Here is a 23,929-nt window from a genome sequence, read left to right as displayed (position 1 = left end):
GCAGTTAATAGGATTTGAGTTTTTCTTCAAATGGCTAAGTCAGATTACTAAATTCAGCTAATACAAGGGTCTACTTATTTTCTGTTTGAGTGGAACACGCCCGGTCGGCCGGATCAAAAAGACGCGATAATAGCGATTCATATCTCATCCAACGCGATCGCGTAGGCTCATCTCGGGGCCTTAACCGAGACGTGTCCGTGCGCCAAGCTGAATCCACCCGACCTTTTCAAAAATCCGATGCCGGCCGGCGCTATGCCAAGCGCCGTTATCGCGGCCTCTTCCAGCGCGTCGTGGCCTGGCGTGAGCAACGATTGGCCGCGCGCCTGCTGGCCCGACCCCATGCTGACTGCAACGGCCATATCGTGGATCTGCCCTGCGGCTATGGCCGTTTCTACCCATTGCTCAAGCAGATGAATTTTCAGGTCAGCGCGCTGGATCAGTCGCAGGCCATGGTCGATATCTATCGGGATCACACGGACTTCGGTGAGCGCGACCACGCCCAGCAGGCAGACGTGCTCCAGGCCTTGCCCGAGCAGGCCCATTCGGCCCGGCGCGCGCTGCGCGTGCGTGCCTTGCAGACGCTGGCCGGGGACGGGCGCCAGATCGTATTGACCTATTACGATGATGCCTGCCTGCATTATTGGAGCAAGCGCGCGCTGATGCGCCTCAAGGGCAGGACAGTGCGGGTGAAGATGATTCCGCGCGCTGCGTTCGAAGCGGAAGTGGCACAGGCCGGTTTGCGTATTGTTGAGCGCGTACCGCTCTTTGCCGGCCTGCACGCCCAGACCTGGGTTTTGCTTACCCCGGCGTCCAGCGCCTAAGAGCCCTGGTTCCAGGCGCGAATGCGCCGGCACCGGCCCGCTCGCGAGCCACGTGGTCGACCGATGCGATTGCGTGTGTGCGCGGTTCGTGCAAAAGTTCGCAAAACGATATTTCAATAAAACCACAGCGAACGGAGGAGAACCGATGCTGCGATCACTGGCGCGTTGCCTGATGGTGGGCCTGGCCCTGACCACGATTTCGACCACAGCCGCCCTGGCCCAATCCGATGGGCTACCGCGTACGATGGTATGGACGGCCTATGACCTGGGCGCATCCGGCTATGCCGAGGCCTCGGCGATTGCCGATGCCTTCGGCCGCGAATATGGCATGCGGGTTCGTATTCAGCCGTCGGGTTCGGCGATCGGGCGCCTGCAACCGATCCTGAACAAACGCGCGGATATCGGCTTTCTCGGTAACGAAGCCTTCTTCGCCACCGAAGGCCTGTTCGATTTCGCCACGCCGCGCTTCGGCCCGCAGGATCTGCGCGTGCTCATGGGCAAGGTCAATTCCTTCGGCATGGCGGTCGCAGCCGATGCCGGGATCGAGTCGGTGGCCGATGTCGAGGGCCGACGTGTGGCCTATCCCGCGGCCAACCCGTCGAGCAGCCTCAAGTGCGATGCCATGCTCGCCTTCGCCGGGCTGACCCGTGATGATGTCGAGGTGGTGACGTTCCCGACCTATGCCGCCACCATGGCTTCGTTGTCGGAAAACAAGGCCGATGTGACCTGCACGGTGACCGCCACCGGCCAGATGTACGAACTCGCCGAGGCGCGCGGTATCAAGTGGCTCGATCTCGATCCGAACGACGAAGCCGGCTGGGAACGTTTGAACAACGTCGCACCGCTGTTCAAGCCGGTTTCGGAAACCCAGGGCGCAGGCCTGTCGGAAGACAAGCCGGCTCAGCTGATGGCCTATCGTTACCCGGTGCTGACCGTGCGCGCCGGCATGGACGACGATACCGCCTATGCGGTGACCAAGGCGCTGGATGAAACCTACGGCATTTACAAGAATGCCACCGCCACCGCGCCGCGTTATGCCATCAAGGACGCGGCGGTACCGCCGATCGATGCGCCGTTCCATCCGGGGGCGATTCGCTATCTCAAGGAGATCGGCGTCTGGAACGACGACGCCGCGCAGTGGAACGAGGCCCGTCTGGCGCGTCTGAAGGCGCTGCGCGCGGCCTGGCAGGATATTGTCGGTCAGGCCTCGGACATGGATGAAGACGCCTTTGTCGATCTGTGGAACAAGCGCCGCGAACAGACCCTGGCCGAACTCGAACAACAATAGATACGGGACAAACCCAGCCCGGACGAAACGCCTGCTTGCCCTTGGGCACGAGCAGGCGTTTCGTCGTTGCAGGAGATCACCCATGACCGCACGACTCGAAAACAAGATCGTCATCATCACCGGCGCCACCAGCGGCATCGGGGAGGCCACGGCCCGCCGTTTTGCCGAGGAAGGCGCCACGCTCATGCTCGCCGCGCGCAGCGTGGACAAGGGCGAAGCCCTGGCCGCCGAACTCGGCGACAAGGTCGCGTTCATGCGTACCGATGTCAGCCAGGAAGCCGAAATGGCCGCACTCGTGGATGCCACGGTCGAACGCTTTGGCCGACTCGATTGTCTGTTCAACAATGCCGGCGCAGGCGAGCGCAGCACCGCCGAGACGATCGACCAGGACAGCTTCGACCACTTCATGCGCCTGCTGGCCGGCAGCGTGGCCTTCGGCATCAAGCACGCCGCGCGCGTGATGAAGGATCAAGGCAGCGGCAGCATCATCAACAACGCCAGTATCGCCGCGCATCGGCTCAATCAGGGCGGTTATCTGTACTCCGGCGCCAAGGCTGCCGCGGCCCATTTCACCCGCATCGCCAGCGTGGAACTGGGTGAACACGGCATTCGCGTGAATGCGATCTCGCCGGGTGCGATCGCCACCCCCATCTTCTGGGGCGGGTCGGCGCGCGCACAGACCCTCTCGGACGAAGAAAACGCCGCCAAGCTGGACAAGCTCACGAGCAATCTCGCCCACGCCACGCCCTTGCCGCGTTCGGGCTATGCGGTGGATATCGCCAATGCGGCGGTGTTTCTGGCCAGCGACGAGGCCGCATTCGTCAACGGCCACGATCTGGTGGTCGACGGCGGGCGTATCCAGATGTTCAACGAAAAAGGCTGAACGAGCCGGAGATTTTCCAACACATCGTGGCGCGTACGCTCATTGTCCTCGGCGTGATATTGGTGGTGGCCGGCCTGCTATGGCCGCTGCTCGGCCGGCTCGGACTCGGCCACCTGCCGGGCGATATCGTCGTCCGGCGCGAGGGCTTCGTGTTCTATTTTCCGCTGACCACCATGGTGCTGGTCAGCGCGGTGGTATCGCTATTGTTCTGGTTGTTTGGCCGATAGGGTGCCCTGGCGCTCGGCATGTCGGCGGATGTGTAGCGCACGCACACGCTCGGCCAGATCGGGCACGGGCCCGGCCACGGCAACGCCCGGAGCGATTTCGTGAATCGGTCGCGGCGTGACCGGCGGCTGCGCCGCGCCGAGTTCGGTCAGCCAGGCCACGAGTTGGGCCGAACTGCTGGCGTAGACGATACGTGCGAGGCCGACCCAGGCATGGGCGGCCGCACACATCGGGCAGTGTTCGCCGGAGGTATAGACGGTGCTCGCTGCGCGCTCGGCCGGGCTCATGTGGACCGCGGCCCAGCGCGCGAGCGCGAATTCCGGATGGCGCGTGGCATCGCCCGGGCCTTCGGCAATCCGGTTGCGGTCTTCGGCGCGTAGCTGGCCACGGCCGTCCACCAGCACCGAGCCGAAGGGCTCGTCGCCGGCCTCGACGGCCTGCTCGGCGAGCGCGATACAGCCCTCGAGATGGCTTCTGTCGTTGGCGTCGATCATGGTTGTCTCGCGTAAGGCACTGTCGGGATAACGTTTCTCGTGAAACCTTGCTGTGCAGTTGGGCAAACAGGGTCTGGATTATGGGCATAGTCCCGCATGCGGCGCGAACACAGCGCCACCGGCCTTCGAGCATCTATCCTTCGTCTTGAAACAAGGAAAACGGTCCGCGAATGCACGCCAATGAACGCGAATATAAGGCAGCTATTTCGTAGACAGGCCGTTGATCATGCGTAGCGAACACACCCTCGGCCTTCGAACGAGCTGTCTTTCGTCTTAAAACAAGGTAAAAACCGTCCGCGAATGCACGCCAATAAACGCAAATGTTGGCAGCTGTGGGTTGGGCCAACAGGTGCGCATGCGGCGTAAAAGCACGTCTGGCCGTCGAGACTTCTGTCTTTGCCTTATTTGCGTGTATTCGCGTTCATTGGCGGACAACCTGCTCGCGGGAAAAGCCATTTATCCACAGATTACGCAGATTACGCAGATTACGCCGATTTGTTGATTCGGCCGTGGTGGGCGATCGACTGCATTGGCGCGTTGACTGGGTTGGCACTAGCGGTAAGCCAATGTCCGCAGATCAACGCAGATCACACAGATCGAAGACAGGCCATCGCGGTCGTTCGCTGTCGTCTGACCCATGGGCCGCGCTTGATCATCTGTGTAATCTGCGAAATCTGCGGTTCCTCTTAAGGAACGAAACCATCCACGCGCGATGACTGAAATCCGCCGACATCGTGCTGCATCTGCGGTCTGCCTTTCGCATGCGGCGTGAACGGCACGTCTGGCCGTCGAGCCCACAACTTGCTCGCGGGGAAAGCCGTTTATCCGCAGATTACGCAGATTACGCCGATTTGTTGATTCGGCCGTGTTGGGCGATCGACTGCATTGGCGCCTTGATTCGGGTGGCACTAGCGGTAGGCAAAGGTCCGCCGGTCACCCGGGTCAAAGACAGGAGGTTGCAGTCGTTACGCCTGGCCGTCGAGCCACCTGTCTTTCGCTTTATTCGCGTGTATTTGCGTTCATTGGCGGACAATCTACTCGCGAGAAAAGCCCTTTATCCGCAGATTACGCAGATTACACCGATTTGTTGATTCGGCCGTGGTGGGCGATCGACTGCATTGCCGCATTGACTGGGTTGGCACTCGCGGTAAGCCAAGGTCCGCAGATCACACAGATCACACAGATCACATAGATCGAAGAAAGCCAATCACGGTCGTTCGCTGTGTGCTGGCGCATAGGTCGCGCTTGTTCATCTGCGTAATCGGCGAAATCTGCGGTCCCTCTTAATGAACGAAGCCATCACAGAGTCGATTACCGACATTCGCACCTATCGTGCCGCGTCTGCGGATGGCTTTCAGCATGCGGTGCGCGCAGCAGCCTAAGTGGCCGTCAAACCATCTGTCTTTCGTCTTATTGGCGTGCATTTGCGGACAACCTGCTTGCCTAAGTAATCGTGGCGGTTCATACATAGTCAAAAACAGGCGTCGTATTCGCGCATGAGGGTGTCCACGAGTTCGCCGGCGCTCATGGTACGCGCCAGGCTTGCGGCCTGGCCGGCCCATAGCGACATGAACTCGTCGCGGTCGGCTTGGCCGGCCGCAGCCCGAATATCCTTGGTCCAGGCATTGAGCACCGGATAATCCGGCAGGGCGGATTCGATCGGCGCCATATGCTGGATGAAGCGGTTCGTGAGTCCGCGTGCGGCTTTGCCCGAAAACGCACGCGTGACGCTGGTCGGCCGGTCGGCCGATTCGAGCAGCGCCTGTTTGTGGGCCGGTTTGGCACCGCTTTCGGCACAGGTCAGAAACGAGCTGCCCATCTGTACGCCGGCCGCGCCGAGCATGCGGCAGGCGGCCATGCCGCGTCCGTCCATGACGCCGCCGGAAGCGATCACCGGCACATCGACGCGGTCCACGATCTGCGGCACCAGCGACAGGGTGCCGATCATCGACTGTTCGGCGCTGGCGAGAAAGCTGCCACGATGCCCGCCCGCATCGCTGCCCTGGGCGACGATCATGTCGACCCCGTCTTCGGCCAGGGCCTGGGCCTCGGCAACGGTCGTGGCCGTGCCCATCACACAGATGCCGCGTTGTTGTAGCGCCTGGATGCGCGTGCGCTCGAGCTGGCCGAACGTCGAGCTGAAAACGGCCACGCCGGCTTCGAGCACGGCATCGAACTGATCGGCAAACGGCTGCGCGTAGCGTCGCGGTGCGGCCGGCCGTTCGATACCCAGCTCGCTGCGGAACATATTCAGCCGGGCGTTGGCCTGTTCGATGCGCGTGTTATCGATCTGAAACGGCTGTGGAATGAACAGGTTGACAGCGAAGGGCCGATCCGTGGCGGTCTGCGTTTCGGCGATGGTCGCGGCCAGATCGTCGGCGGCCATATAACCGCCACCGATCGCGCCCAGCGCGCCGGCATTGGAAACGGCAGCCACCAGGGCCGGGGTGGTCGTGCCGCCGGCCATGGGCGCCTGGATGATCGGATGGTCGATGCCCAGCCGGGTGGTCAATTCGCTTTGCCAGCTCATGTCATAGCTCTCATGGTTTGTTGGTTTCGCACCAGTCGCGGGTCAGCGCGCCGTGTGGTCCGCCGACCGGGTCGTTTCCCGGCGTGGTCAGGGCGGCGATCGTGGCCCGGGCGGTGGCGATATCGGTGTCGCCCGGTCGGCACAGATCCCAGTTCTGCTGGTCGGGTGGATAGGCAGCGACCAGTTCGAAGTCCTCGCTCGCGCTGTGCCGACAATGGCCGGTCCCGGCCGGCAGTACGAGCACATCGCGGGCGCGGAGGTCGATGGCGCGTCCGCCCTCGCCGCCCAGCACGAGGGTGGCCTGGCCGCGCGCCACGCCCAGAGTTTCATGGGCGCGGGCGTGGTAGTGGTGGTAATCGAACACGCCGCCACGCCATTGCGGCGGCCAGCCGTTGTGGGCGAACAGCGCTTCTAGCGCGTCGGCCGGCGAGCCATCAGCCAGTGTCAGACCGCGATAGCACAGTACCGGGTAACGGCTGTTCGGCGTGCGGCCGTCGTCCTCGAACCACAGGCGCTCTGGCGCATTCGCTGCTGTGGGGGGCGTGGGGGCGTCTTGGAAATCGTTCATGGGCAGCAAACAGGTCGGGGCGAACTGCGACGATTGGCACGGCCTGCTAATGTGCGCGGCGGTATCGGTGCGCGTAAAGACTGCGGCCGGTACAGGCCGCGAGCCGCGGCGCATGTTCACGTCAACACTCAGAATGCCATGTCCTCGATGCCGTTTCGTTACCGATTTCGCGTGCGCTATAACGAATGCGACGCCCAGCGTGTGGTCTTCAATGCGCGATATGCGGATTATGTCGATCTTGCGATGACCGAGTTCATGCGTGCACTCGGGCGCGACTATCGTGCGCTGCTTGCCCGGGGGCTGGATAATCAGGTGGTCAAGCTCACCCTCGAGTGGCAGGGCCCGGCGCATTTCGACGACGTGCTCGAAGCGCGGGTCGAAGTGATCAAACTCGGCCGGACCTCGTTCACCATCGGCTACACGATCGTACGCGCGGCCGATGCCAAGCCGGTATGCCAGGCCGAAGCGGTGTACGTGATGATGCAGGCCGAGCCGCTGGTCAAGACGCCGATTCCCGACGACCTGCGCGAGCGCTTCGAACGCGGCGCGCCGGACGTGCTGATCGATCACGCCGGTCCGGAACGCCCCGAATGATTGCGATACGACAGGCCCGAGCCGAAGACTGGCCCGCGCTATGGCCGATCATCGAGCCCGTATTTCGCGCGGGTGAAACCTATGCAGTGGCCGTGGATATCGAAGAAGCCGACGCCCGCACGCTCTGGATGGATACGCCGCTGCGAACGTTCGTGGCCGTGAACGCGGCGGACGGTACGATACTTGGCAGTTATTTTCTCAAGTTCAATCAGCCCGGCGGCGGCAATCACGTCTGCAATTGCGGCTATATCGTCGCCGCTGACGCGCGCGGTCGTGGCGTGGCCAGCGCCCTGTGCGAGCATTCGCAACGCGAGGCCATCGCGCTCGGCTTTCGTGCCATGCAATACAATCTTGTGGTGGCCACCAATACCGGTGCGATTCGGCTATGGCAGCGGCACGGCTTCGACATCGCCGGTCGGCTGCCGGGCGCGTTTCGTCATCCCATCGAGGGCGAGGTGGATGCGCTGGTCATGTACAAGCGTCTCGTCGACCTGGCGGATCGATAAGTCCGAGCGTGGCAGCCGGGCGGGCGTGAAGATAATTTCGCGGTCCGGCCGATAACAAGATATCAACAGGGGTGATCGCGTACGCGCGTGGGGCGGCACGAGGGGAGTGCATGGGCCGGGAGCATCGAGCCGAACAAACGGCGGGACAGTTCAGGAACGTGATGTTCTGGCTGGGCCGTATCCATCGTGGCGATTATCTCGCGGCCAAGCGTAACGATTTTCGTATGTTCGCCCGCGGGGCGCTGGTGATCACCGCGGCATTCCTGTGTACGACCATCATCTGGGATCACGCGATCGATCCACTGCATGCCCGCGATACCATCGGGCTGCGTCTGATCGAGTCGCTGTCGGTATGCGTCTGGTTGGCGGCGAGCTGGAACAATATCCATGCCCGGCTGGCGAAAATCGCGGCGGTTTGCGTGCCCCTGCTGGTATCGCTGACGTTCATCATGGTGCTGTCGCGCCTCGATAACGGCGCGCAATACGGCATCGGCGGTTATCTCTACTTCTTCATCTTCCTGCCGTTTTTGCTGGTCGGCCAGTCGATTCGTTTCGCGCTGGCCGTGATGACCGGTGTCTGTGTGTTTCCGCTCATGCTGGCGCCGTTCGGTCTGGCCGCGCTGCCCTGGGACATCTATAACGCCTATGTGTGGATGGGTTTCGTGCCGGTGGTGGGTATTCAGCTGCTATGCGAATACCTGTACTGGCGCGTGTTTGTCTATCGCGGACGCGTCGAGCGGCTGGCGGTGACCGATGCGCTGACCGGGCTGGCCAATCGGCGCCGTTTCTTCATCGAAAGCGAGCGTATTCTGGAAGGCCACCGGCGCAGCCAGCGTCGAGCGAGTCTGCTGTTCATCGACATCGATCATTTCAAGCAGGTCAACGATACCTACGGCCATATCGTCGGCGATGCCGCGTTGTGCCATGTGGTGGATGCAATCGAACCCCATGTGCGCAAAAGCGACCTGATCGCGCGTTACGGCGGTGAAGAATTCGTGGTGCTACTGCCCGAAACCTCGCATCGGGCCGCACTCGTGGCCGCTGAGCGCATGCGTTGTGCGGTGGCCGACAAGCCGTTCGAGGGGTTACCCGAGGCACCGCACACGCTGGCGCTGACCGTGAGTATCGGCGTGGCCAGCTACCGGCCCGGTGCGCGCCAGACCCCGGATATCGATGTGCTGATCCAGAATGCCGACGAGGCGCTCTACGAAGCCAAACAGGCCGGGCGCGATCGTGTGCACGGCATTCCGGATGGCGCCGAACGCAGTCCGGTGGCTGCCGATGCCGGCGCCCGGACGCGGCCACGTTTGAACGCGCCATGACCAGCGGCTGAAACCTGCCTGCGCGCGCCTATTGCCACGATTATGCCGCGCTGCAGCATTCTGGCATCCAACTTGCTTGATCAGAACTCTGGTTCAAAGCCTGGCGTTCAACGCGTTGCAGGTTGGAGTGTGGGTGTCGATGCGCGGTTATAACGAATGGCGATCGGGGTCGGCATGAGTGCGCATGAGGTTCGCCAGTCCGGTGTGCCGTCCAATCTCACGGCGCTGGCCCTGACGGCCGGCGGCGCACGCGGTGCCTATCAGGCCGGCGTGCTCAAGCGTATCGGCGAGATACCGGCCCTGCGCGAGGCGCCCGCGCCGTTCGATATCATTGCCGGCGCCTCGGCGGGGGCGATCAACGGCGCGGCACTCGCGGCCCGCGGCGAGCGCCTGCACGAGGCCACCTCGCATCTGGCTGCGCTATGGTCGGCATTGAGTGCCGATCAGGTTTATCGCACCGATCTGCGCGCCCTGGCCGGCAATGTCGGGCGCCTGTTGGGCGATGCCGCCCTGCGGCCCTGGCTGGGCGCCGGGCGTATGCAGTCCTTGCTCGATGCCGCACCGCTCAAGCGCTTGCTCGAACGCGAACTGCCGGTCGCCGGTATTCGCCGCGCGATCGCCCAGGGCCGGCTCTATGCGCTGGCGATTACCGCGACCGGCTATCACTCGGGCAAGTCCTATACCTTTATCGAAGGCCGGGCCCACCATCCGTTGTGGCATAAGAGCCGGCGTATCGCCCTGCCGGCGACGATCACGGTCGACCATGTCTGTGCTTCGGCGGCCATTCCGCTGGTGTTCGCCCCGGTCGCGCTCAATACCGGCGGCACCCAGGCCTGGTTCGGCGACGGCGCCATGCGTCTGACCAATCCCTTGAGCCCGGCGATCCGCCTGGGCGCGCGGCGCGTGCTGGCGATCGGTATTCGCTGCAGTGCCAGCGAAAAGGAACTCACCGAGGCCGAACTCGCCACCCATGTCGACAGCCTCGATGCCCGTCGCTTGCCGCCGCGCCCGCCGCTGTCGCAGATCTGCGGGGTATTTCTGAACGCGATCTTTCTCGATCATCTCGATGCCGATCTCGACCATTTGCGGCGCATGAACGAACTGGTACGTGCCTATGGCGGCAGCGAGTCGCAGGCGGTGGACGTGCAGGTGCACGAGCCCATGCGCGTGGTCGAGCCGTTGGTCGTCTCGCCCTCCGAGGATTTCGCCGATATCGCCAGCCAGCTGGTTTCGCGCATGCCGCGCTCGGTGCGTTTCATGCTGGAAACGCTGGGCAGCCCCGACCCGAAGAGCGCGGATCTGACCAGCTATCTGCTATTCGACCCCGAGTACACCCGCGCGCTGATCGATATCGGCTATCGCGATGCCCATGAACGCTGCGACGAAATCGAGGCGTTTCTACGCGCCTGAGGCCTGGCTTGTCGTACCCGGCTCGGGGGCGGGCGGCACGGTTTCGCGAATGGCGCGCGAAAATCCGGGCGTGGACCGGCCGTCGCGATCGCTGGCCTGTGCGCGCTCGTTGATATAGCCGCGGCGCTTGAGCTCGGCCAGCGGGTAGGCGGTATTGAGTGCGCCCAGGTCGTAGATATAGTCCGGCAGCCGGCCCGAGGCCAGGAGTCGGTAGTCCCAGGGCAGGCCCGGCACGATGCGCTTGACCATGTCGTAGACCAGCGTCGTGCAGTTGGAGGTGAGTGTGTTGTAGAAACGCGGCGCGTCTTCGAGCTGGTCGGCCTCGGCCACATAGGCTTCGAACAGCGAGCGCATGGCCGCCCTCGAGAGTGCGACCGAGTAGAGATACACCGTTTCGCCGCGCACGTTGCTGCGGGTGCGCACGATATCGCGTTCGTCGGCGGCCACCAGCACCAGTTCGGATTGGCGAAAAAAACCGCCAATAGCGGAAAACTTCTGCCCGCGGGTGCGCCGCACCTCCACCGAAAACACCAGATGGCGGCCATCGCGAAAGCCGAAGCTGACCAGCGTATGGGCAATGGCCGGGCCCATCCAGTAGGACACGATCAGATCGGCACTGCTCAGCTGCGATAGATCGTATTGGCGCGTTTCCCAGTGCGCGTCGAAATCCTCGCGGCTACGCCAGGCGAAGTTGCGCACGTTGTCCAGGGTGACGATATCGCCGTCCATGCGTGCGTGGAGCAGGCGGGCCACATCCGGCGCCCAGTCGCGATCCTGGCGCGGCTGGATCGTATGCCACCAGAGGGCGAGCATGCACGTCGCCAGCACGAACGACGACAGCGCCGCGATGGCCGGCGTGCCGGTACGGATGCCCACGATACCGGCAAGCCCGGCCACGGCCGCGAATCCCCACAGGGCGATGATGAGCATACGCAGTATCTGCGCGTCGGGACCGCGAAAATACAGAGCCAGCGCGCCCCAGACAGCGAGCAACAGCACGCCCAGCGCGAGCGGCGCCTGCCAGAGCAGGTGGAACCACAGCGTATTCATGCAGAGCGCGCCGAATCGCGTGCTGTCGGTACTGGGGCCGGCAACGGATGCGCCTCGGTCGGCGGCGTCGGGCTGTCATGCATGCCGCTGGCTAGGACCTGTTAACGCTAACGAAATCGCCGCGCCGCGGCCCATTTTCGTGCAAGACAATGCGCGGTGAGCGAGATCTGCCTTTGCGACACGAGCGAGCTGCAATGCCGGATTGCGCAAAAATGGCCCGCGTCCCTACGGGTTGCGTCCAGAAATCCACCATGCAGCGTTGCTCGTCGTTCATTTGGCTCACCAAACATCTCTCCTCGCGCCTCGCCTGGCGAATTTCTGGAAGGCAACGCGACGGTTGGCGTTAGTGTTAACAGGCCCTAGTAATAGCGTTCGTCGGCTTTGGGCGGTACCCACTGATACAGCCAGGTTTCGGTGAGCGCCCGATCGCCGGCGCGCAGATACAGCCGAATCGATACCGCTTCGTCGGAATGGGTCTCCGGCACCCAGTCGAAGATGGCGCGATAGCCCTTGATCGGCTCGAAGCGGCGCGCCTGAACCATGCCGAGCTTGCCACGCGACACCTCGACCTCCACTTCGACCTGTGTATCTTCGGGCAAGTTGTCGAGTGGGTCGCCGACGAAGTCCACCGCAAAGCGGCGGGCGTATTCCGACGGTGACTTGTCGCCGGGAATCCAGCCCTCGGGCACGTTACCCATGCCCGACCAGGTTTTTTCCACCTGGGCCAGGGTGGGTTGAACCGGCGGCAGTGGCAGCCAGTAGAGCTTGTAGCTGAAGTCGAGTTGTTGACCGCCTTTGACCGGGGCGTCCGGAATCCAGAATGCGCCGATGTTGTCCACCGTTTCGCCCACGGTCGGCAGCTCGAACAGCGCGATCTGACCCTTGCCCCAATCGCTGGTGGGTTCCACCCACAGGCTGGGCCGGCGGTTGTACCAGGCGACGTCGTCGCGATAGTTGTCGAAATCGTGATCGTGCTGCACGAGTCCGAAACCACGGGGGTTCTCGTCCGGAAACGCGTTGTATTGCAAAGTCTTCGGGTTGAACAGCGGACGGCAGACCCATTCGCCGTTGCCACGCCACATTTCCAGGCGGTCGGAGTCGTGAACCTGCGGATGAATGGTATCGCGCGCCTGGGCCTGGCTGGTGCCCTTGAGAAACATGCTCGTCATGGGCGCGATCCCCAGACGACCGATCTGATGGCGGGTATGCAGCTGCATGTCCACGTCCATGACCGTGCCGTCTTCGACCAGATCGATCTTGAAGCGATAGGCGCCGGTCACGCCTGGCGAGTCCAGCAGGGCATAGACGATGGCCTGCTGGCCGTCGTGCGGCTGCTCGAACCAGAAGGCGGTGAAATCCGGAAATTCCTCGGTCTGCTCGGTGGCGGTATCAATCGCCAGCCCGCGGGCCGACAGGCCGTACTGCTGGTTCTTGTCGAGAAACCGGAAATAGCTCGCCCCGAGAAAGGCGCCGATCTCGCCGATATGGTCGGCGTCGTCACGGCGCATCAGCTTGAAGCCGGCATAGCCGAAATCGTGGCCCTTGAGCTGGGCCTGATCGACACCGGAGCCGTCGTAGTCGAAACGTTTCGGGTCGAAATGAATCTCGTGAGCGCGCTGCGTGTCCGGGTCGATCACGTGCATGCGCACCGGCAGGTTGAACTGCATGCCGACATGGAAAAAACGCAGGCTCAGGTCGGTGTTGGGCGCGTCGCGCCAGATCGCGTATTTGGGATCGTACTGAATCTGCTGGTATTTCAGCGGTTCGAGATTGGCCAGCGTCGGCGGCAGCGTTTCTGCGTTGTCGTGATACGGCTTGGCGGCCAATGCCTTGGCGCGCTGTTTCAGGCGATCGAAATCGAAGGGTTCGCCGTGCTCATCGGTACGTACGTTCTGGGCGAATGTCGGGAATGCGGGCAGGCCGAGGGCGCTCAAGGCCAGCGATGCCTTCAACAGGTTGCGTCGATTCATGGGTCGCTCGTGATGAATTCGAAAGACAAGACAGGCAGTGGCCGGGAGGGTTCCCCATCGCGTTTGGCGCCAGGCGCAGGCCCGCGCTCGCCAATCGCGCCTCAGGCCTTGACTGCACCGAGAAAGGATTCGGACTCGCTGCGTAGCTGTTCGCGCAGTTCGATCATGCGTCGGGCATAGGCATTGAGGTGATGCGCGCGTTCGCTGGCGGGCTCGAAGGCGGGTATGCGTTGCGGTTTGCCGCTATCGTCGAGGGCCACGAACACGAGAATACAGTGGGTGGTGAAGCGCCGCTGCCGGTCGCGCGGGTTACGCGCATGCACGCTGACCGAGATATGCATGCTGGTACGTCCGGTATGCATGAGTTCGGCCTTGAGTTCGACCAGGTCTCCCACGCTGATGGGCTTGAGAAAGCGGATGCCGCCGACATAGACGGTCACGCAATAGGCCGAACTCCAGTTGGCGGCACAGGTATAGCCGGCATGGTCGATCCATTTCATGACGTTGCCGCCATGCACGTTGCCGCCGAAATTCACGTCGGATGGTTCGGCGAGAAAACGCAGCGTGATCTCGGTGTTGTCGTTGACGTCCCCGTGGCCGTTCTGGCTGTCGTTCATGCGCATGGCGATTAAAGGCTTTGGTCGTAGTTTAGGGAATCTCTGCACAACCTGTCGTGGTCGCGCCGACGGCCCCTACGGGGTTCGGCCTCAAATGCGCTGCCACCGCGTTGTGCGGGCTTGACCTGCCAATGAGGCAGGCGCTGCGCTCGCACGTCTTGTCGCAACGCATTTTGAGGACTCGAACGCGATCCGCGAGGGGTGACACAGAGATTCCCGAGCCGCACGCGCAATCCAGACGAAGCTGTAGACTGGGACACCCCAAACGCCTGTGCGAAAACGAGGCATCGCTCATGAAACTCATTGGTTCTTCGACTTCGCCCTATGTACGCCGCATACGCCTGCTGCTCGGTGGCAGCGACTATGCGTTCGAGGCCCTGGATATCTATGGCGCCGATCGCGACGAACTGCGTCGCAACAACCCCGCGCTCAAGGTGCCGATGCTCATCGACGCGGATCATTCAATCTACGACTCGCGGGTGATTGCGCGCTATCTGTCCGAGAAGATGGGGTTTGCCGCGCTGTCATGGGCCCAGGAAAACCAGCTCACCCTCATCGACGGCGCCAACGATTCCATGGTGACCATCGCGCTGTCCAAGAAATCCGGTCTGGCCACCGGGCCCGACATCCTGTTCTACCGCCTCCAGCATGAGCGCATCGAACGCTGTATTGATGCCCTGTCGGAGATGGCCACGGCCGGCGCATTCGACGAATGGCATTATCCGAGCATCTGTCTGTATTGCCTGATCGACTGGGCCGAAATGCGCGAGTTGTTCGACTTCGCCGATCATGGCGCGCTCCTCGCGCTCAAGAATCGGTTCAAGGACAAGCCGATGGTGGCCGAAACCGATCCGCGTCAGGCGGGATAGGCGCCGCGATCAAACGGGGTAGGGTTCCATTTCGATATGGGCGACGCGCTGGCCGTGCATGTCCACATGGCCTGAATAGCGTCGGTCGCCGCGGCGATAGAACTCGAAGCGATAGCGGCGCCGCAGCGCGCCGCGCCCGATCCAGATGCGCTGAAAGGCCAGTTCGTCGATAAACGTCACCTCGGCCTGTTCGCAGGCCGCGAGCGCAGCGCGCCGGGCCGCCGAGCGCGCGCCCAGCGATTGCCACCAGAACAGGGCGACCAGCGCCAGGCCGATCAGCCAAGGAAAGAACTCGAACATCGCCGGCCGGCTCAGTCCGCGCGGTGGTCGTCGCGCACCAGCCGGCTCGCGCCCGCGCGAATGGCATCGATATCGCGACAGCCGGCCAGGGCCATGGTCAGTTCGAAATCGGCCGCCAGGTTATCGAGCACCGCGCCCACGCCGGCTTCGCCGTCGATGGCCAGACCATAGGCATAGGGCCGGCCGATGCCTACCGCGCTCGCGCCCAGCGCCAGTGCCTTGAATACGTCGGCGCCGCCGCGCACGCCCGAGTCGAGGATGACCGGCAGCTCGGGCGCGGCGGCCACCACTTCGACCAGCGCATCCAGGCTGGCCCGTGCGCCGTCGACCTGGCGGCCGCCGTGATTGGACACAATCAGCCCGTCCACGCCGTGTTCGACGGCGAGCCGCGCATCCTCGCCATCGAGAATGCCCTTGAGCACGATCGGCAGCTTGGTGCGCTGGCGTAGCCAGGCCAGATCGGCCCAGGTGATATTCGGGCGTGAATAGGTGGCGATGAACTGACGCACGGCCGCCAGCGCCTGTCCGCTGGTCAGCGCGCGCAGGCTCGAGCCCGGATAATGTCGGGCCGCGGCGAGGACGTTACGCAGCGTGCGCGTGTTGATCTTCGGGCGCGGGCCATCGTCGGGCACGTCGGCGAGGCTGGCCCGAAATACCGGGTCCGATGTGTACTGGGCGATGCCCTGACCGAGCAGAAACGGCAGATGGGCCAGATCCAGGTCGCGTGAGCGCCAGCCCAGCAAAGTGGTATCCAGGGTCACCACGATCGCTTCGCAGCCGCAGGCCTCGGCCCGCGCCACCAGCGATTCCACCAGCGCGTCGGATTTCGACCAGTAGAGCTGGAACCAGCGCGGCGCATCGGGATTGATGTCCTGCATGGCCGCGGTGCACTCCTCCATCGAGCGGCTGGCCTGATTGGAGAACAGCATCGGCACACCGCGCGCGGCCGCGGCCCGCGCGACCGCGATATCCGCATCGGCATGGGCCATTTCGAGCACGCCGATCGGGCACAGCACGAACGGGGTATTCAGGCGCCGGCCGAACAATGTCGTCGTCGTGTCGCGTGCTTCGACATCGCGCAGCATGCGCGGCACGATGCGCCAGCGCTCGAAGGCACGCCGGTTGGCGGTCATGGTGGATTCGCGCCCGGCGCCGCCGGCGATATAGGCATAGGCCTGTTCCGACATCGCCTTTTCGGCCGCGGCTTCCAGCGCGGCATAGTCGGTCGGCACCGTCGGCCGGGCGCCGGACATGCCGTTGCTATAGATCGCCTGCTGACGGGCAAGCGCGCCGGTGGGTTGCGGGGGCTGGCTCATGGGTATTGTTGTTGTCGGGCCGTGGCCACGAGCTTAGCAACTGCGACTCAACGGCTGCCGCTGGCGCGGGCGAATTCGACCGGATCGTGGCTACAGAATATGTCGATATCCGATGCGCTGAGTGCGAGTTCACGCAGCCGTGCCTGATTACGGGCGCGGTCACGGTTGTCGACGGCCATCAGGCGCTCGAACATTTTGAGTCCGAACGGGCAACAGGGGCGCTGGCCGATTTCGTCGCGATGAAAATAGGCATCGCCGGCATGCAGCAGCCAGCCGGTTTCGGCGCGTACGGCGATCGCGGCATGCCCGCGGGTATGCCCGGTCAACGGCACCAGCAGAATATCGGGCTCGCTATCGACGATCGCACGCACCGCGTCGAAACCCTGCCAGCGCTCGCCATCGACTTCGTAGCGTTTCCAGTCGTCGGTTGCCGCCCATTGGGCTGGCCGGTAGCGATCGCGTTCCTTGATATGGCGACGTGCCTGCGCCGCGGCATATTCGCTGGCCAGTACGTGTACGCGTGCCTGCGGAAAATCGCCAATGCCGCCGGCATGATCGACATCCAGATGGGTGAGTACGATATGGCGTACGTCGTCGGCCGAAAAGCCGAGCGCCTCGATCTGGTGGCGCGCGGTTTCCTCGTGGCGCAGCGCCGGGCGTACGACATGCGAGAACATGCCGCCGAGGCGGCTGCGCCCCTGCGTGACATCGGCCACGCCGAGCCCGGTATCGACCAGAATCAGCCCGGCCTCGGTTTCGATAAGCAGACAATGACAGACCAGGCCATGGAAGTCCTGCAGTTGGCCCGGGTGCTCCAGTAACGGCCGGCCCAGCGGATGCATGCTCGCGCAGTTCAGGTGATGAATTCTCGTTGCCGGCATCGCGTCTTTCTCTTGTCGAGCTTCCGCTAGAATCATGCCTGAAGTAACGCCGTACTGGCGATCGACCGGGAGACAGGGTGGAGCCGTTACTCGAGGAAATCGCGATTTTTCTGGCTGCGGCGGTGGTGGCCGTGCCGATCGCCCAGCGCCTGGGCCTGGGTTCGGTGCTGGGCTATCTGGGCGCGGGCGTGGTCATTGGCCCCTGGTGTCTGGGGCTGATCAGCGAAGTCGAGGAAGTGCTGCATATTGCCGAATTCGGCGTTGTGCTGTTGTTGTTCATCATCGGCCTGGAGATGCAGCCCAAACGATTATGGGCGCTACGCAAGGCCATCATCGGTCTGGGCGGGTTGCAGGTCGGTCTGAGCGCGGCCGCGCTGGCGCTGGCAGCCTCGTTGCTGCTGTCGCTGCCGCCCGCGCCGGCGATCGTGGCCGGGCTGGCGCTGGCGTTATCCTCGACCGCCTTTGCCCTGCAACTGCTGGCCGAGCGCGGTGAACTGACCGCCAAGCACGGGCGTGCGGCATTCGCGATCCTGTTGTTTCAGGATCTGGCCGTCATTCCCATTCTCGCGCTCTTGCCGTTGCTGTCGTCGGGCAGCGAGTCGGTGAGCTTTCTCGGTGCCCTGTGGGAAACCAGCAAGATCGCGCTGGTGATGGCGGCGATGGTGGTTGGCGGTCACTATCTGTTGCGCCCGATCTTCCGGCTGGTCGCGGCTACGCGCATGCCCGAGATATTCACCGCCATGACCCTGCTCATCGTGGTGGGCACGGCCGTGGTGATGAATGCGACCGGTATTTCGGTCGCGCTCGGCGCGTTCGTGGCCGGGGTGCTGCTGGCCGATTCGGAATATCGCCACGAGCTCGAAGCCAATGTCGATCCGTTCAAGGATCTGCTGCTGGGACTTTTCTTCATTGCCGTGGGCATGTCGATCAACCTGGGGCTGATCGCGGCCCAGCCGTTGTTCCTGCTCGGGCTGACCCTGGGGCTGATCGCGGTCAAGGCCGCCATTCTGTTCATTCTGGGGCGCCGCCACCGCCTGAGCTGGAGCGCCTCGCGCGGGCTGGCCGCCTTTCTGCCGCAGGGCGGTGAATTCGCGTTCGTCATTCTGTCGACGGCCGTGGCCGGCGGCCTGTTCGTGCAGGCCGAGGCCGATCTGCTGGTGGCGACGGTGACCCTGTCGATGGTGCTCACGCCGTTGTTCGTGAAACTCGTGGCCTATTACAACGACTGGCGTACGCCCAAGAGCGAGCCGACCTTCGATACCCCGGACGGCTCCGAGCATCCGGTGCTCATCGCCGGTTTCGGGCGTGTCGGCCAGATCGTGGCCCGCTTGCTGCGGGCCAAGCATATCGGCTTTACCGCGCTCGAAATCAATGTCCATCAGGTCGATTTCGTGCGCAAGTACGGCAACAAGGTCTATTACGGCGATGCATCGCGCCTGGAGCTGTTGCGTGCCGCCCGCGCCGACGAGGCCAGTGTGTTCGTGCTGGCCATTGGCAATCGCGAGGCGTCGCTGGCCACCGCGCGTACCGTGCGCGAGCATTTTCCGCATCTCAAGATCATTGCGCGGGCACGCAATCGCCGCCATGCCTACGAGCTGATGGATCTGGGTATTACCGTGCTCCAGCGCGAAACGTTTCTATCCAGTCTGGAACTGGCGGGCGACGCAATGCGCATGCTCGGCTTCAAGTCCGACGAAATCGACCGCGCCAAACGCATGTTTCGCAGCCATGATGAAAAACGGCTGTTCGAGCATTACGAAGCGGCCGACGACGATACCCGCTATGCCAAGCTGGTGATGGAAGCCGCCCAGGAGCTCGAGGAACAGTTCGAGCGCGATGCCGCCGATCACGCCGACGACGAGGCGCGCAAATAAGCGTTTGCGGTCAATGTTCGCGCTGACGCAGGAATTCGGTCAGCGCAAAACCGGACAATAGCCAGAAGCCGCCCACCAGCAGCCCGGCGGCGATATCGCTGGCGAAATGCACCGACAGAATCGCCCGGCTGGCGGCGATCGAAGCGATGAGCGCACAGCCCCAGTAGCCCAGCTCGAAGCGCCGGCGCACGCCGGGCATGTCGCGGGCGATGGCATAGACGATGAAGCCGTAGACGGCGATCGCGCCGGTCGCATGACCGCTGGGAAAAGACGGCGTGCTGGCGCTGGCGAAGGTGAGGAAATCCGGCCGGTCGCGATCGATGGCGTATTTGCCGATATAGGCGATCGATTGCGAGCCGATCACGGTCAGCAGCAGCCCCGGGATATAGCTGAAACGTCGGTGGGCCCACAGAAAACCGATGGATACGATCGTGATCGCGACCAGGGTTTCCAGATTGGCCAGCGAAGTGATGCCGTTGACGAGCTTGAGAAAGTGCGGGTCGCGCAGCACCGCGAGGGCCTCGTTGACGTGCTGGTCGAACGCAACGAGTTCCTCGCCTTCGAACAGGTCTTCGAGCAGTCCCGCCGCGAGCACGATCAGATACAGTGCGAGGCCGACGAACAGGGTCAACGGCAGACCGGTGAACCGTTCGACGCTCAGGCGCGCGCCGACGACCGCCGTGGTTTTCGGTGCACGGCGTTGCAAGGTGGTCAGCAGGCGGCGGCGATAGGCCAGCCCGCTGATGCCGCGGCCCAGGCGTGGCCCGGAAAATGCGAGCGCCCGCCATAGCCACCAGGCCACGAAATGGCCTATGACCAATAAACCGACAAAGCCGAGCAATAGTTGCCAGAATGGCAAGGGCGCCATGGTAATACCGGGAATCAAAGCTTGGCGCGAGTATACCCACGCTGTTGCAGGCATGTGACACGGCCACGATCATCCGGCCAAACAAGGGCGAACGAATGACTTACACACGTTCCGGCGTGCGCTGGATTGCACGGATCGGCTACGCCGCACGCGGGCTGGTTTATGTGACCGTTGGCGTGCTCGCCATCAATGCGGCGCTGGAGTTCGAACAGGCCCGCGATGTGCGCGGCGCGATGCAGGAAATCAGTACCCATTCCGGCGGTCAGATCGCTTTAATCGGCCTGGCCGTGGGGCTGGCCGCCTATAGCGTGTGGCGGCTGGTGCAAACCACCCTGGATGTCGATGAACACGGCTGGAAGCCGGGTGGTCTGGTCGTGCGTATCGGCCTGCTGGTGAGCGCGATCATGCATGCCTCGCTGGCCTTTGCCTGTGTCGAGATCGCCATGCGCCTGAGCGACAGCAACAGCAAGCCCGTGCAGAGCGCGGTGGCGCGCACCCTGGACTGGCCGTTCGGCCCGACGCTGGTGGTGATCGGCGGGGTGATTATTGCCGGCGCCGGCATCGCGCATATCTACAAGGGCTGGAGCGGCGGGTTCCGGCGCTGGTTCGATGCCCCGGCTGCGGCGATGCGCTGGATCGATCCGGTCAGCCGGGTGGGGCTGATCGCACGCGGGCTGCTGTTCGTGGGCATCGGCGCGTTCGTGATCAACGCCGCGCTCACCCTCGATGCCTCCGAAGCACGCGGTATCGAGGGGGTCATGCTCTGGGTGCAGGAACAAAGCTATGGCCGGCTGCTGCTCGGCGCGCTGGGCCTGGGCGTGCTCGCTTTCGGTGCCTATAGCCTGATCGAAGCCTGGGTACGCCGCGTGGGGCTCGGGCGCGCCGTCTAGGCCAGGGCCGTCGGTAGCTAGCCGATGAACATGGCATCGCCGTAGCTGAGAAACCGGTAGCCTGATCGCTTGGCGTGTTCGTAGGCCGCGAATACGTTGTCGCGCCCGGCGAAGGCGCTCACCAGCATCAGCAGGCTCGATTGCGGCTCGTGAAAATTGGTGACCATGGCATCGACCACGTGAAAGGCGTCGCCGGGTTTGAGAAACAGGGCGGTTTCGCCCTCGAAGGGGGCGATACGCCCTTCGCTGCCCGGCTGGCGGGCCGCACTTTCCAGGCTGCGCACTACGGTGGTGCCGACCGCGACCACGCGCGCGCCGCGCGCCTTCGCGGACGCGATCTGTTCGCATAGCGTGGCAGGTACGTGTACGCGTTCCGCGTGCAGGCGCTGATCGGCCAGATCGCCCTCGCGCAGGCGCTGGTAGGTACCCGAGCCGACATGCAGCGTGGCATAGCCGAATTCCACCCCCTGGGCTTTCAGTGCGGCGAGCAGGGCGTCATCGAAATGCAGCCCGGCGGTCGGTGCGGCCACGGCGCCGTCGTGGCGTGCCCAGACGGTCTGGTAACGGCTGCGATCGGCCGGCGTGTCCTCGCGCCGGATATACGGCGGCAGCGGTACGTGGCCGTGGCGGTCGAGCATGTCGGCGATGGACGCGCCGCTCGTCTGAACGAGCGTATACAGCTCGCCTTCGCGCGCTTCGACCTGCAGCGTGGTCTCACCGATTTCGATTACGGTGCCCGCCCGCGGCGGTTTGTTGGCCCGGATCTTGGCCGAAATACGCCTGGAATCGAGAATACGCTCGAGCATCACCTCGACCGCGCCGCCGCTGGCCTTGTGGCCGAACAGGCGCGCGGCGAGCACGCGTGTATCGTTGAATACCAGCAGATCGCCCGGCGCGAGACGCGCGACCAGGTTGCGGATACGGCCATCGACGAGCGCGCCCGTGTGCCGGTCGAGGGTGAGCAGCTTCGAGGCACTGCGCTCGGCCAGCGGCGTTTGGGCGATCGCCTCGGCCGGCAGGTGGTAGTCGAAGTCGTGCTTGTCCATCGTTTCGGCCCGATTCGTGCAAAGAGTGGCGCGGGCCGCGGATTCTGGCCAGATGCGCGCGCGCGGACAAGTCGCGGCGTTCAGCCTGGCGCACGAAAGCACGCGTAAACTACGTGTTTTCGATGCAACGAGACGCCGGGATGCAGTTGATCAATGCACTCACGTCCACGCTCGCGAGCACGGCCCGCGGTTGGCGTGGTACAAGGGCGTGTCATCATGAGATATGACGTCGCATTGCCCGCGCCGGGCGTGTCAGGCAAGGCGCGGGCCGCCGAGCGTGGCCCGCCACGGTCAAGGCCCGCAACGCCGCATGGCGCGTCCGGCGCGGACAACCCGGAGGGTCGACGGCCAAGCCCCGGCAATCCTGCGTTATCGCTCGCTTACGTGGAACAACCACGCGACGCTCGCGATGCCTTGTCTTGCCGCGGCTTGGCCGCCGATGCGCCGCCTTATCTCATGACGACACGCCCTAGGGCGGCACGCACATCGCGTCAGCCGGAAACAATGCTCAAACTCTACGAATACGAAGGTTGCCCGTTCTGTCGGCTGGTGCGCGAAACGCTCACCGAGCTGGATCTGGATGCGGTGATCTATCCCTGTCCGCGCGGTGGCAGCCGTTGGCGGCCCGAAGCCGAACGCGTGGGCGGGCGCATGCAGTTCCCCTTGCTCGTCGACGACAACACCGGCGACGTGCTCTACGAATCGGCCGATATCATCGCCCATCTGCGCGCGCACTACGGCACGGGACATCGCCGTCAGGCCAGCGCGCCGGGTCGGCGCGCACAACTGGGCTCCAGCGCGGCCAGCGCACTGCGCGGCTTTGCCGGCACGCGTGCGCAAGGTGGCGGCGACGGCCCGGCGCAGCCGCTGGAGCTCTACAGCTTCGAATCCAGCCCGTTTTCGCGCATCGTGCGCGAAACGCTGTGCGAACTGGAGTTGGCCTATGTACTGCGCAATATGGGCAAGGCGGTGAATGCCGATATGGGCCCGCCCTGGGTGCGCGAAAAGTTCTTTGCCGATACGCCGGTCGAAGGGCGTAATCGCAAGCAGATGATGGAACAGACCGGGCGCTTGCAGGTGCCGTACCTGATCGACCCCAATACCGATACGCGGATGTACGAATCGGACGATATCGTGCGCTACCTGCATACGACCTACGCCAGCCAAGCGAGGCAAAACTGATGCAAGCAAGATCATGGCGTTTCGGACTGGCTACGGCGGCGCTGCTGGCGCTGACGGCCTGTGCCAGCCAGAAACCGGTGCTTTATCCCAACGCCACCCTGCAGCAACGTGGTGAGGCGGCCGGTCAGCAGGCCATCGAGGCCTGCATGCGACGCGCCGATGCGGCCGGGCTGGATTATTCCCACGGCGATGTCGCCCGACGCACGGCCGAAAGCGGTGCGATCGGCGGTGCGGGCGGTGCTGTCGGCGGCGCGATCTATGGCAGCGCCACTCGGGGCGCGATCGCCGGGGCGGCCGGCGGTGCCACCGCCGGGCTGATTCGCGGCATGTTCGACCGTAATGATCCGGCGCCGGTCTATCGTGGCTATGTGAATCGCTGCCTGGCCGAACAGGGTTACGAGCCGATTGGCTGGGAATAATACTGC

Annotated in this window: 24 protein-coding genes; 13 read left to right on the top strand and 11 right to left on the bottom strand. The window is 63.8% G+C overall.

Going from position 1 to position 23,929, the window contains the following annotated elements:
• The first annotated feature begins 197 nt into the window (after positions 1 to 197).
• From T5B8_RS12750 to T5B8_RS12735, 4 genes are all read left to right on the top strand, one after another.
• Positions 198 to 821: a class I SAM-dependent methyltransferase gene (locus T5B8_RS12750; protein WP_353179285.1), complete on the top strand. Its 624-nt coding sequence runs from the start codon at positions 198 to 200 to the stop codon at positions 819 to 821.
• A gap of 145 nt (positions 822 to 966) precedes the next feature.
• A complete protein-coding gene (locus T5B8_RS12745; protein WP_353179284.1) occupies positions 967 to 2,109 on the top strand; it encodes a TAXI family TRAP transporter solute-binding subunit in 1,143 nt (380 codons plus the stop codon).
• Positions 2,110 to 2,191: 82 nt separating this feature from the next.
• Positions 2,192 to 2,992: an SDR family NAD(P)-dependent oxidoreductase gene (locus tag T5B8_RS12740; protein WP_353179283.1), complete on the top strand. Its 801-nt coding sequence runs from the start codon at positions 2,192 to 2,194 to the stop codon at positions 2,990 to 2,992.
• A 26-nt stretch (positions 2,993 to 3,018) separates the two neighbouring features.
• Entirely contained in the window at positions 3,019 to 3,219 is a 201-nt protein-coding gene (locus T5B8_RS12735; RefSeq protein WP_353179281.1) for a DUF2905 domain-containing protein, read from the top strand.
• On the opposite strand, the gene T5B8_RS12730 is transcribed toward T5B8_RS12735, so the two are convergent.
• From T5B8_RS12730 to T5B8_RS12720, 3 genes are all read right to left on the bottom strand, one after another.
• On the bottom strand, positions 3,193 to 3,711 hold the full coding sequence (locus T5B8_RS12730; protein WP_353179280.1) for a nucleoside deaminase: 519 nt from the start codon (positions 3,709 to 3,711) through the stop codon (positions 3,193 to 3,195). The two genes, T5B8_RS12735 and T5B8_RS12730, sit on opposite strands and share 27 nt — an antisense overlap.
• Positions 3,712 to 5,182: 1,471 nt before the next feature.
• Positions 5,183 to 6,241, bottom strand: a complete 1,059-nt coding sequence (locus T5B8_RS12725; RefSeq protein ID WP_353179279.1) for an NAD(P)H-dependent flavin oxidoreductase — start codon at positions 6,239 to 6,241, stop codon at positions 5,183 to 5,185.
• 10 nt (positions 6,242 to 6,251) lie between these two features.
• A complete protein-coding gene (locus T5B8_RS12720) occupies positions 6,252 to 6,809 on the bottom strand; it encodes a cupin (protein WP_353179277.1) in 558 nt (185 codons plus the stop codon).
• Between the two features lie 138 nt (positions 6,810 to 6,947).
• Here T5B8_RS12720 and T5B8_RS12715 point away from each other — a divergent pair, with 138 nt between their 5' ends.
• The 4 genes from T5B8_RS12715 (at position 6,948) to T5B8_RS12700 (ending at position 10,641) form a co-directional block, all read left to right on the top strand.
• Positions 6,948 to 7,403, top strand: coding sequence for an acyl-CoA thioesterase (locus tag T5B8_RS12715; protein ID WP_353179276.1), 456 nt, complete (start codon positions 6,948 to 6,950; stop codon positions 7,401 to 7,403).
• Positions 7,400 to 7,909, top strand: coding sequence for a GNAT family N-acetyltransferase (locus tag T5B8_RS12710; protein ID WP_353179274.1), 510 nt, complete (start codon positions 7,400 to 7,402; stop codon positions 7,907 to 7,909). Before T5B8_RS12715 ends, T5B8_RS12710 begins: the two co-directional genes overlap by 4 nt.
• Positions 7,910 to 8,070: 161 nt before the next feature.
• Positions 8,071 to 9,231, top strand: coding sequence for a GGDEF domain-containing protein (locus tag T5B8_RS12705; RefSeq protein ID WP_353179272.1), 1,161 nt, complete (start codon positions 8,071 to 8,073; stop codon positions 9,229 to 9,231).
• 174 nt (positions 9,232 to 9,405) lie between these two features.
• Positions 9,406 to 10,641, top strand: a complete 1,236-nt coding sequence (locus T5B8_RS12700; RefSeq protein ID WP_353179271.1) for a patatin-like phospholipase family protein — start codon at positions 9,406 to 9,408, stop codon at positions 10,639 to 10,641.
• On the opposite strand, the gene T5B8_RS12695 is transcribed toward T5B8_RS12700, so the two are convergent.
• The 3 genes from T5B8_RS12695 to T5B8_RS12685 form a co-directional block, all read right to left on the bottom strand.
• Positions 10,630 to 11,691 (bottom strand): Lnb N-terminal periplasmic domain-containing protein, encoded by a 1,062-nt coding sequence (locus T5B8_RS12695; RefSeq protein ID WP_353179270.1) that lies wholly within the window; start codon positions 11,689 to 11,691, stop codon positions 10,630 to 10,632. The two genes, T5B8_RS12700 and T5B8_RS12695, sit on opposite strands and share 12 nt — an antisense overlap.
• A gap of 359 nt (positions 11,692 to 12,050) precedes the next feature.
• Positions 12,051 to 13,661, bottom strand: a complete 1,611-nt coding sequence (locus T5B8_RS12690) for an OpgD/OpgG family glucan biosynthesis protein (RefSeq protein WP_353179268.1) — start codon at positions 13,659 to 13,661, stop codon at positions 12,051 to 12,053.
• 101 nt (positions 13,662 to 13,762) lie between these two features.
• Positions 13,763 to 14,284: an acyl-CoA thioesterase gene (locus tag T5B8_RS12685; protein WP_353179266.1), complete on the bottom strand. Its 522-nt coding sequence runs from the start codon at positions 14,282 to 14,284 to the stop codon at positions 13,763 to 13,765.
• A 287-nt stretch (positions 14,285 to 14,571) separates the two neighbouring features.
• On the opposite strand from T5B8_RS12685, the gene T5B8_RS12680 reads away from it, so the two are divergent.
• Positions 14,572 to 15,147: a glutathione S-transferase family protein gene (locus T5B8_RS12680; RefSeq protein WP_353179264.1), complete on the top strand. Its 576-nt coding sequence runs from the start codon at positions 14,572 to 14,574 to the stop codon at positions 15,145 to 15,147.
• Positions 15,148 to 15,156: 9 nt separating this feature from the next.
• On the opposite strand, the gene T5B8_RS12675 is transcribed toward T5B8_RS12680, so the two are convergent.
• The 3 genes from T5B8_RS12675 to T5B8_RS12665 are packed head-to-tail and all read right to left on the bottom strand — an operon-like array spanning position 15,157 to position 17,644.
• The gene (locus T5B8_RS12675; protein WP_353179263.1) at positions 15,157 to 15,447 is read right to left on the bottom strand and encodes a DUF3301 domain-containing protein; all 291 of its coding nucleotides are present in this window, start codon (positions 15,445 to 15,447) and stop codon (positions 15,157 to 15,159) included.
• A gap of 11 nt (positions 15,448 to 15,458) precedes the next feature.
• Positions 15,459 to 16,763 carry an alpha-hydroxy-acid oxidizing protein gene (locus T5B8_RS12670; RefSeq protein WP_353179262.1) on the bottom strand — a complete coding sequence of 435 codons (1,305 nt, stop codon included), beginning with the start codon at positions 16,761 to 16,763 and terminating at the stop codon, positions 15,459 to 15,461.
• Positions 16,764 to 16,810: 47 nt separating this feature from the next.
• Entirely contained in the window at positions 16,811 to 17,644 is an 834-nt protein-coding gene (locus tag T5B8_RS12665) for an MBL fold metallo-hydrolase (RefSeq protein ID WP_353179260.1), read from the bottom strand.
• Positions 17,645 to 17,721: 77 nt separating this feature from the next.
• Between T5B8_RS12665 and T5B8_RS12660 the strand changes: the two genes are divergently transcribed.
• Positions 17,722 to 19,518 (top strand): monovalent cation:proton antiporter-2 (CPA2) family protein, encoded by a 1,797-nt coding sequence (locus T5B8_RS12660; RefSeq protein WP_353179259.1) that lies wholly within the window; start codon positions 17,722 to 17,724, stop codon positions 19,516 to 19,518.
• 10 nt (positions 19,519 to 19,528) lie between these two features.
• Here T5B8_RS12660 and T5B8_RS12655 read toward each other — a convergent pair whose 3' ends face one another.
• Complete coding sequence (locus tag T5B8_RS12655; RefSeq protein ID WP_353179257.1) at positions 19,529 to 20,386, bottom strand: phosphatase PAP2 family protein; 858 nt, start codon at positions 20,384 to 20,386, stop codon at positions 19,529 to 19,531.
• Positions 20,387 to 20,481: 95 nt separating this feature from the next.
• Between T5B8_RS12655 and T5B8_RS12650 the strand changes: the two genes are divergently transcribed.
• Positions 20,482 to 21,276: a DUF1206 domain-containing protein gene (locus tag T5B8_RS12650; RefSeq protein ID WP_353179255.1), complete on the top strand. Its 795-nt coding sequence runs from the start codon at positions 20,482 to 20,484 to the stop codon at positions 21,274 to 21,276.
• Between the two features lie 17 nt (positions 21,277 to 21,293).
• Here the strand turns inward: T5B8_RS12650 and queA are convergent, their stop codons facing one another.
• Positions 21,294 to 22,322 (bottom strand): tRNA preQ1(34) S-adenosylmethionine ribosyltransferase-isomerase QueA, encoded by a 1,029-nt coding sequence (gene queA / locus T5B8_RS12645; RefSeq protein ID WP_353179253.1) that lies wholly within the window; start codon positions 22,320 to 22,322, stop codon positions 21,294 to 21,296.
• Between the two features lie 504 nt (positions 22,323 to 22,826).
• Here queA and T5B8_RS12640 point away from each other — a divergent pair.
• Entirely contained in the window at positions 22,827 to 23,504 is a 678-nt protein-coding gene (locus T5B8_RS12640) for a glutathione S-transferase N-terminal domain-containing protein (protein WP_353179251.1), read from the top strand.
• On the top strand, positions 23,504 to 23,923 hold the full coding sequence (locus T5B8_RS12635) for a hypothetical protein (protein ID WP_353179250.1): 420 nt from the start codon (positions 23,504 to 23,506) through the stop codon (positions 23,921 to 23,923). Before T5B8_RS12640 ends, T5B8_RS12635 begins: the two co-directional genes overlap by 1 nt.
• Positions 23,924 to 23,929 lie beyond the last annotated feature (6 nt).

The sequence above is a fragment of the Salinisphaera sp. T5B8 genome (assembly GCF_040361255.1).
Lineage (GTDB): Bacteria > Pseudomonadota > Gammaproteobacteria > Nevskiales > Salinisphaeraceae > Salinisphaera.
The sequence above is the reverse complement of the archived record's forward strand: the minus strand, read 5'-3'. Positions and strand labels throughout refer to the sequence as shown.

Bases quoted from the DNA above. Each gene is read 5' to 3' on its own strand.
- T5B8_RS12700 (WP_353179271.1), top strand. From the start codon at position 9,406: ATGAGTGCGCATGAGGTTCGCCAGTCCGGTGTGCCGTCCAATCTCACG.
- T5B8_RS12730 (WP_353179280.1), bottom strand. From the start codon at position 3,711: ATGATCGACGCCAACGACAGAAGCCATCTCGAGGGCTGTATCGCGCTC.
- T5B8_RS12710 (WP_353179274.1), top strand. From the start codon at position 7,400: ATGATTGCGATACGACAGGCCCGAGCCGAAGACTGGCCCGCGCTATGG.
- T5B8_RS12685 (WP_353179266.1), bottom strand. From the start codon at position 14,284: ATGCGCATGAACGACAGCCAGAACGGCCACGGGGACGTCAACGACAAC.
- T5B8_RS12650 (WP_353179255.1), top strand. From the start codon at position 20,482: ATGACTTACACACGTTCCGGCGTGCGCTGGATTGCACGGATCGGCTAC.
- queA (WP_353179253.1), bottom strand. From the start codon at position 22,322: ATGGACAAGCACGACTTCGACTACCACCTGCCGGCCGAGGCGATCGCC.
- T5B8_RS12680 (WP_353179264.1), top strand. From the start codon at position 14,572: ATGAAACTCATTGGTTCTTCGACTTCGCCCTATGTACGCCGCATACGC.
- T5B8_RS12670 (WP_353179262.1), bottom strand. From the start codon at position 16,763: ATGAGCCAGCCCCCGCAACCCACCGGCGCGCTTGCCCGTCAGCAGGCG.
- T5B8_RS12695 (WP_353179270.1), bottom strand. From the start codon at position 11,691: ATGAATACGCTGTGGTTCCACCTGCTCTGGCAGGCGCCGCTCGCGCTG.
- T5B8_RS12715 (WP_353179276.1), top strand. From the start codon at position 6,948: ATGTCCTCGATGCCGTTTCGTTACCGATTTCGCGTGCGCTATAACGAA.
- T5B8_RS12705 (WP_353179272.1), top strand. From the start codon at position 8,071: ATGTTCTGGCTGGGCCGTATCCATCGTGGCGATTATCTCGCGGCCAAG.
- T5B8_RS12720 (WP_353179277.1), bottom strand. From the start codon at position 6,809: ATGAACGATTTCCAAGACGCCCCCACGCCCCCCACAGCAGCGAATGCG.
- T5B8_RS12665 (WP_353179260.1), bottom strand. From the start codon at position 17,644: ATGCCGGCAACGAGAATTCATCACCTGAACTGCGCGAGCATGCATCCG.
- T5B8_RS12740 (WP_353179283.1), top strand. From the start codon at position 2,192: ATGACCGCACGACTCGAAAACAAGATCGTCATCATCACCGGCGCCACC.
- T5B8_RS12745 (WP_353179284.1), top strand. From the start codon at position 967: ATGCTGCGATCACTGGCGCGTTGCCTGATGGTGGGCCTGGCCCTGACC.
- T5B8_RS12640 (WP_353179251.1), top strand. From the start codon at position 22,827: ATGCTCAAACTCTACGAATACGAAGGTTGCCCGTTCTGTCGGCTGGTG.
- T5B8_RS12675 (WP_353179263.1), bottom strand. From the start codon at position 15,447: ATGTTCGAGTTCTTTCCTTGGCTGATCGGCCTGGCGCTGGTCGCCCTG.
- T5B8_RS12635 (WP_353179250.1), top strand. From the start codon at position 23,504: ATGCAAGCAAGATCATGGCGTTTCGGACTGGCTACGGCGGCGCTGCTG.
- T5B8_RS12725 (WP_353179279.1), bottom strand. From the start codon at position 6,241: ATGAGCTGGCAAAGCGAATTGACCACCCGGCTGGGCATCGACCATCCG.
- T5B8_RS12655 (WP_353179257.1), bottom strand. From the start codon at position 20,386: ATGGCGCCCTTGCCATTCTGGCAACTATTGCTCGGCTTTGTCGGTTTA.
- T5B8_RS12690 (WP_353179268.1), bottom strand. From the start codon at position 13,661: ATGAATCGACGCAACCTGTTGAAGGCATCGCTGGCCTTGAGCGCCCTC.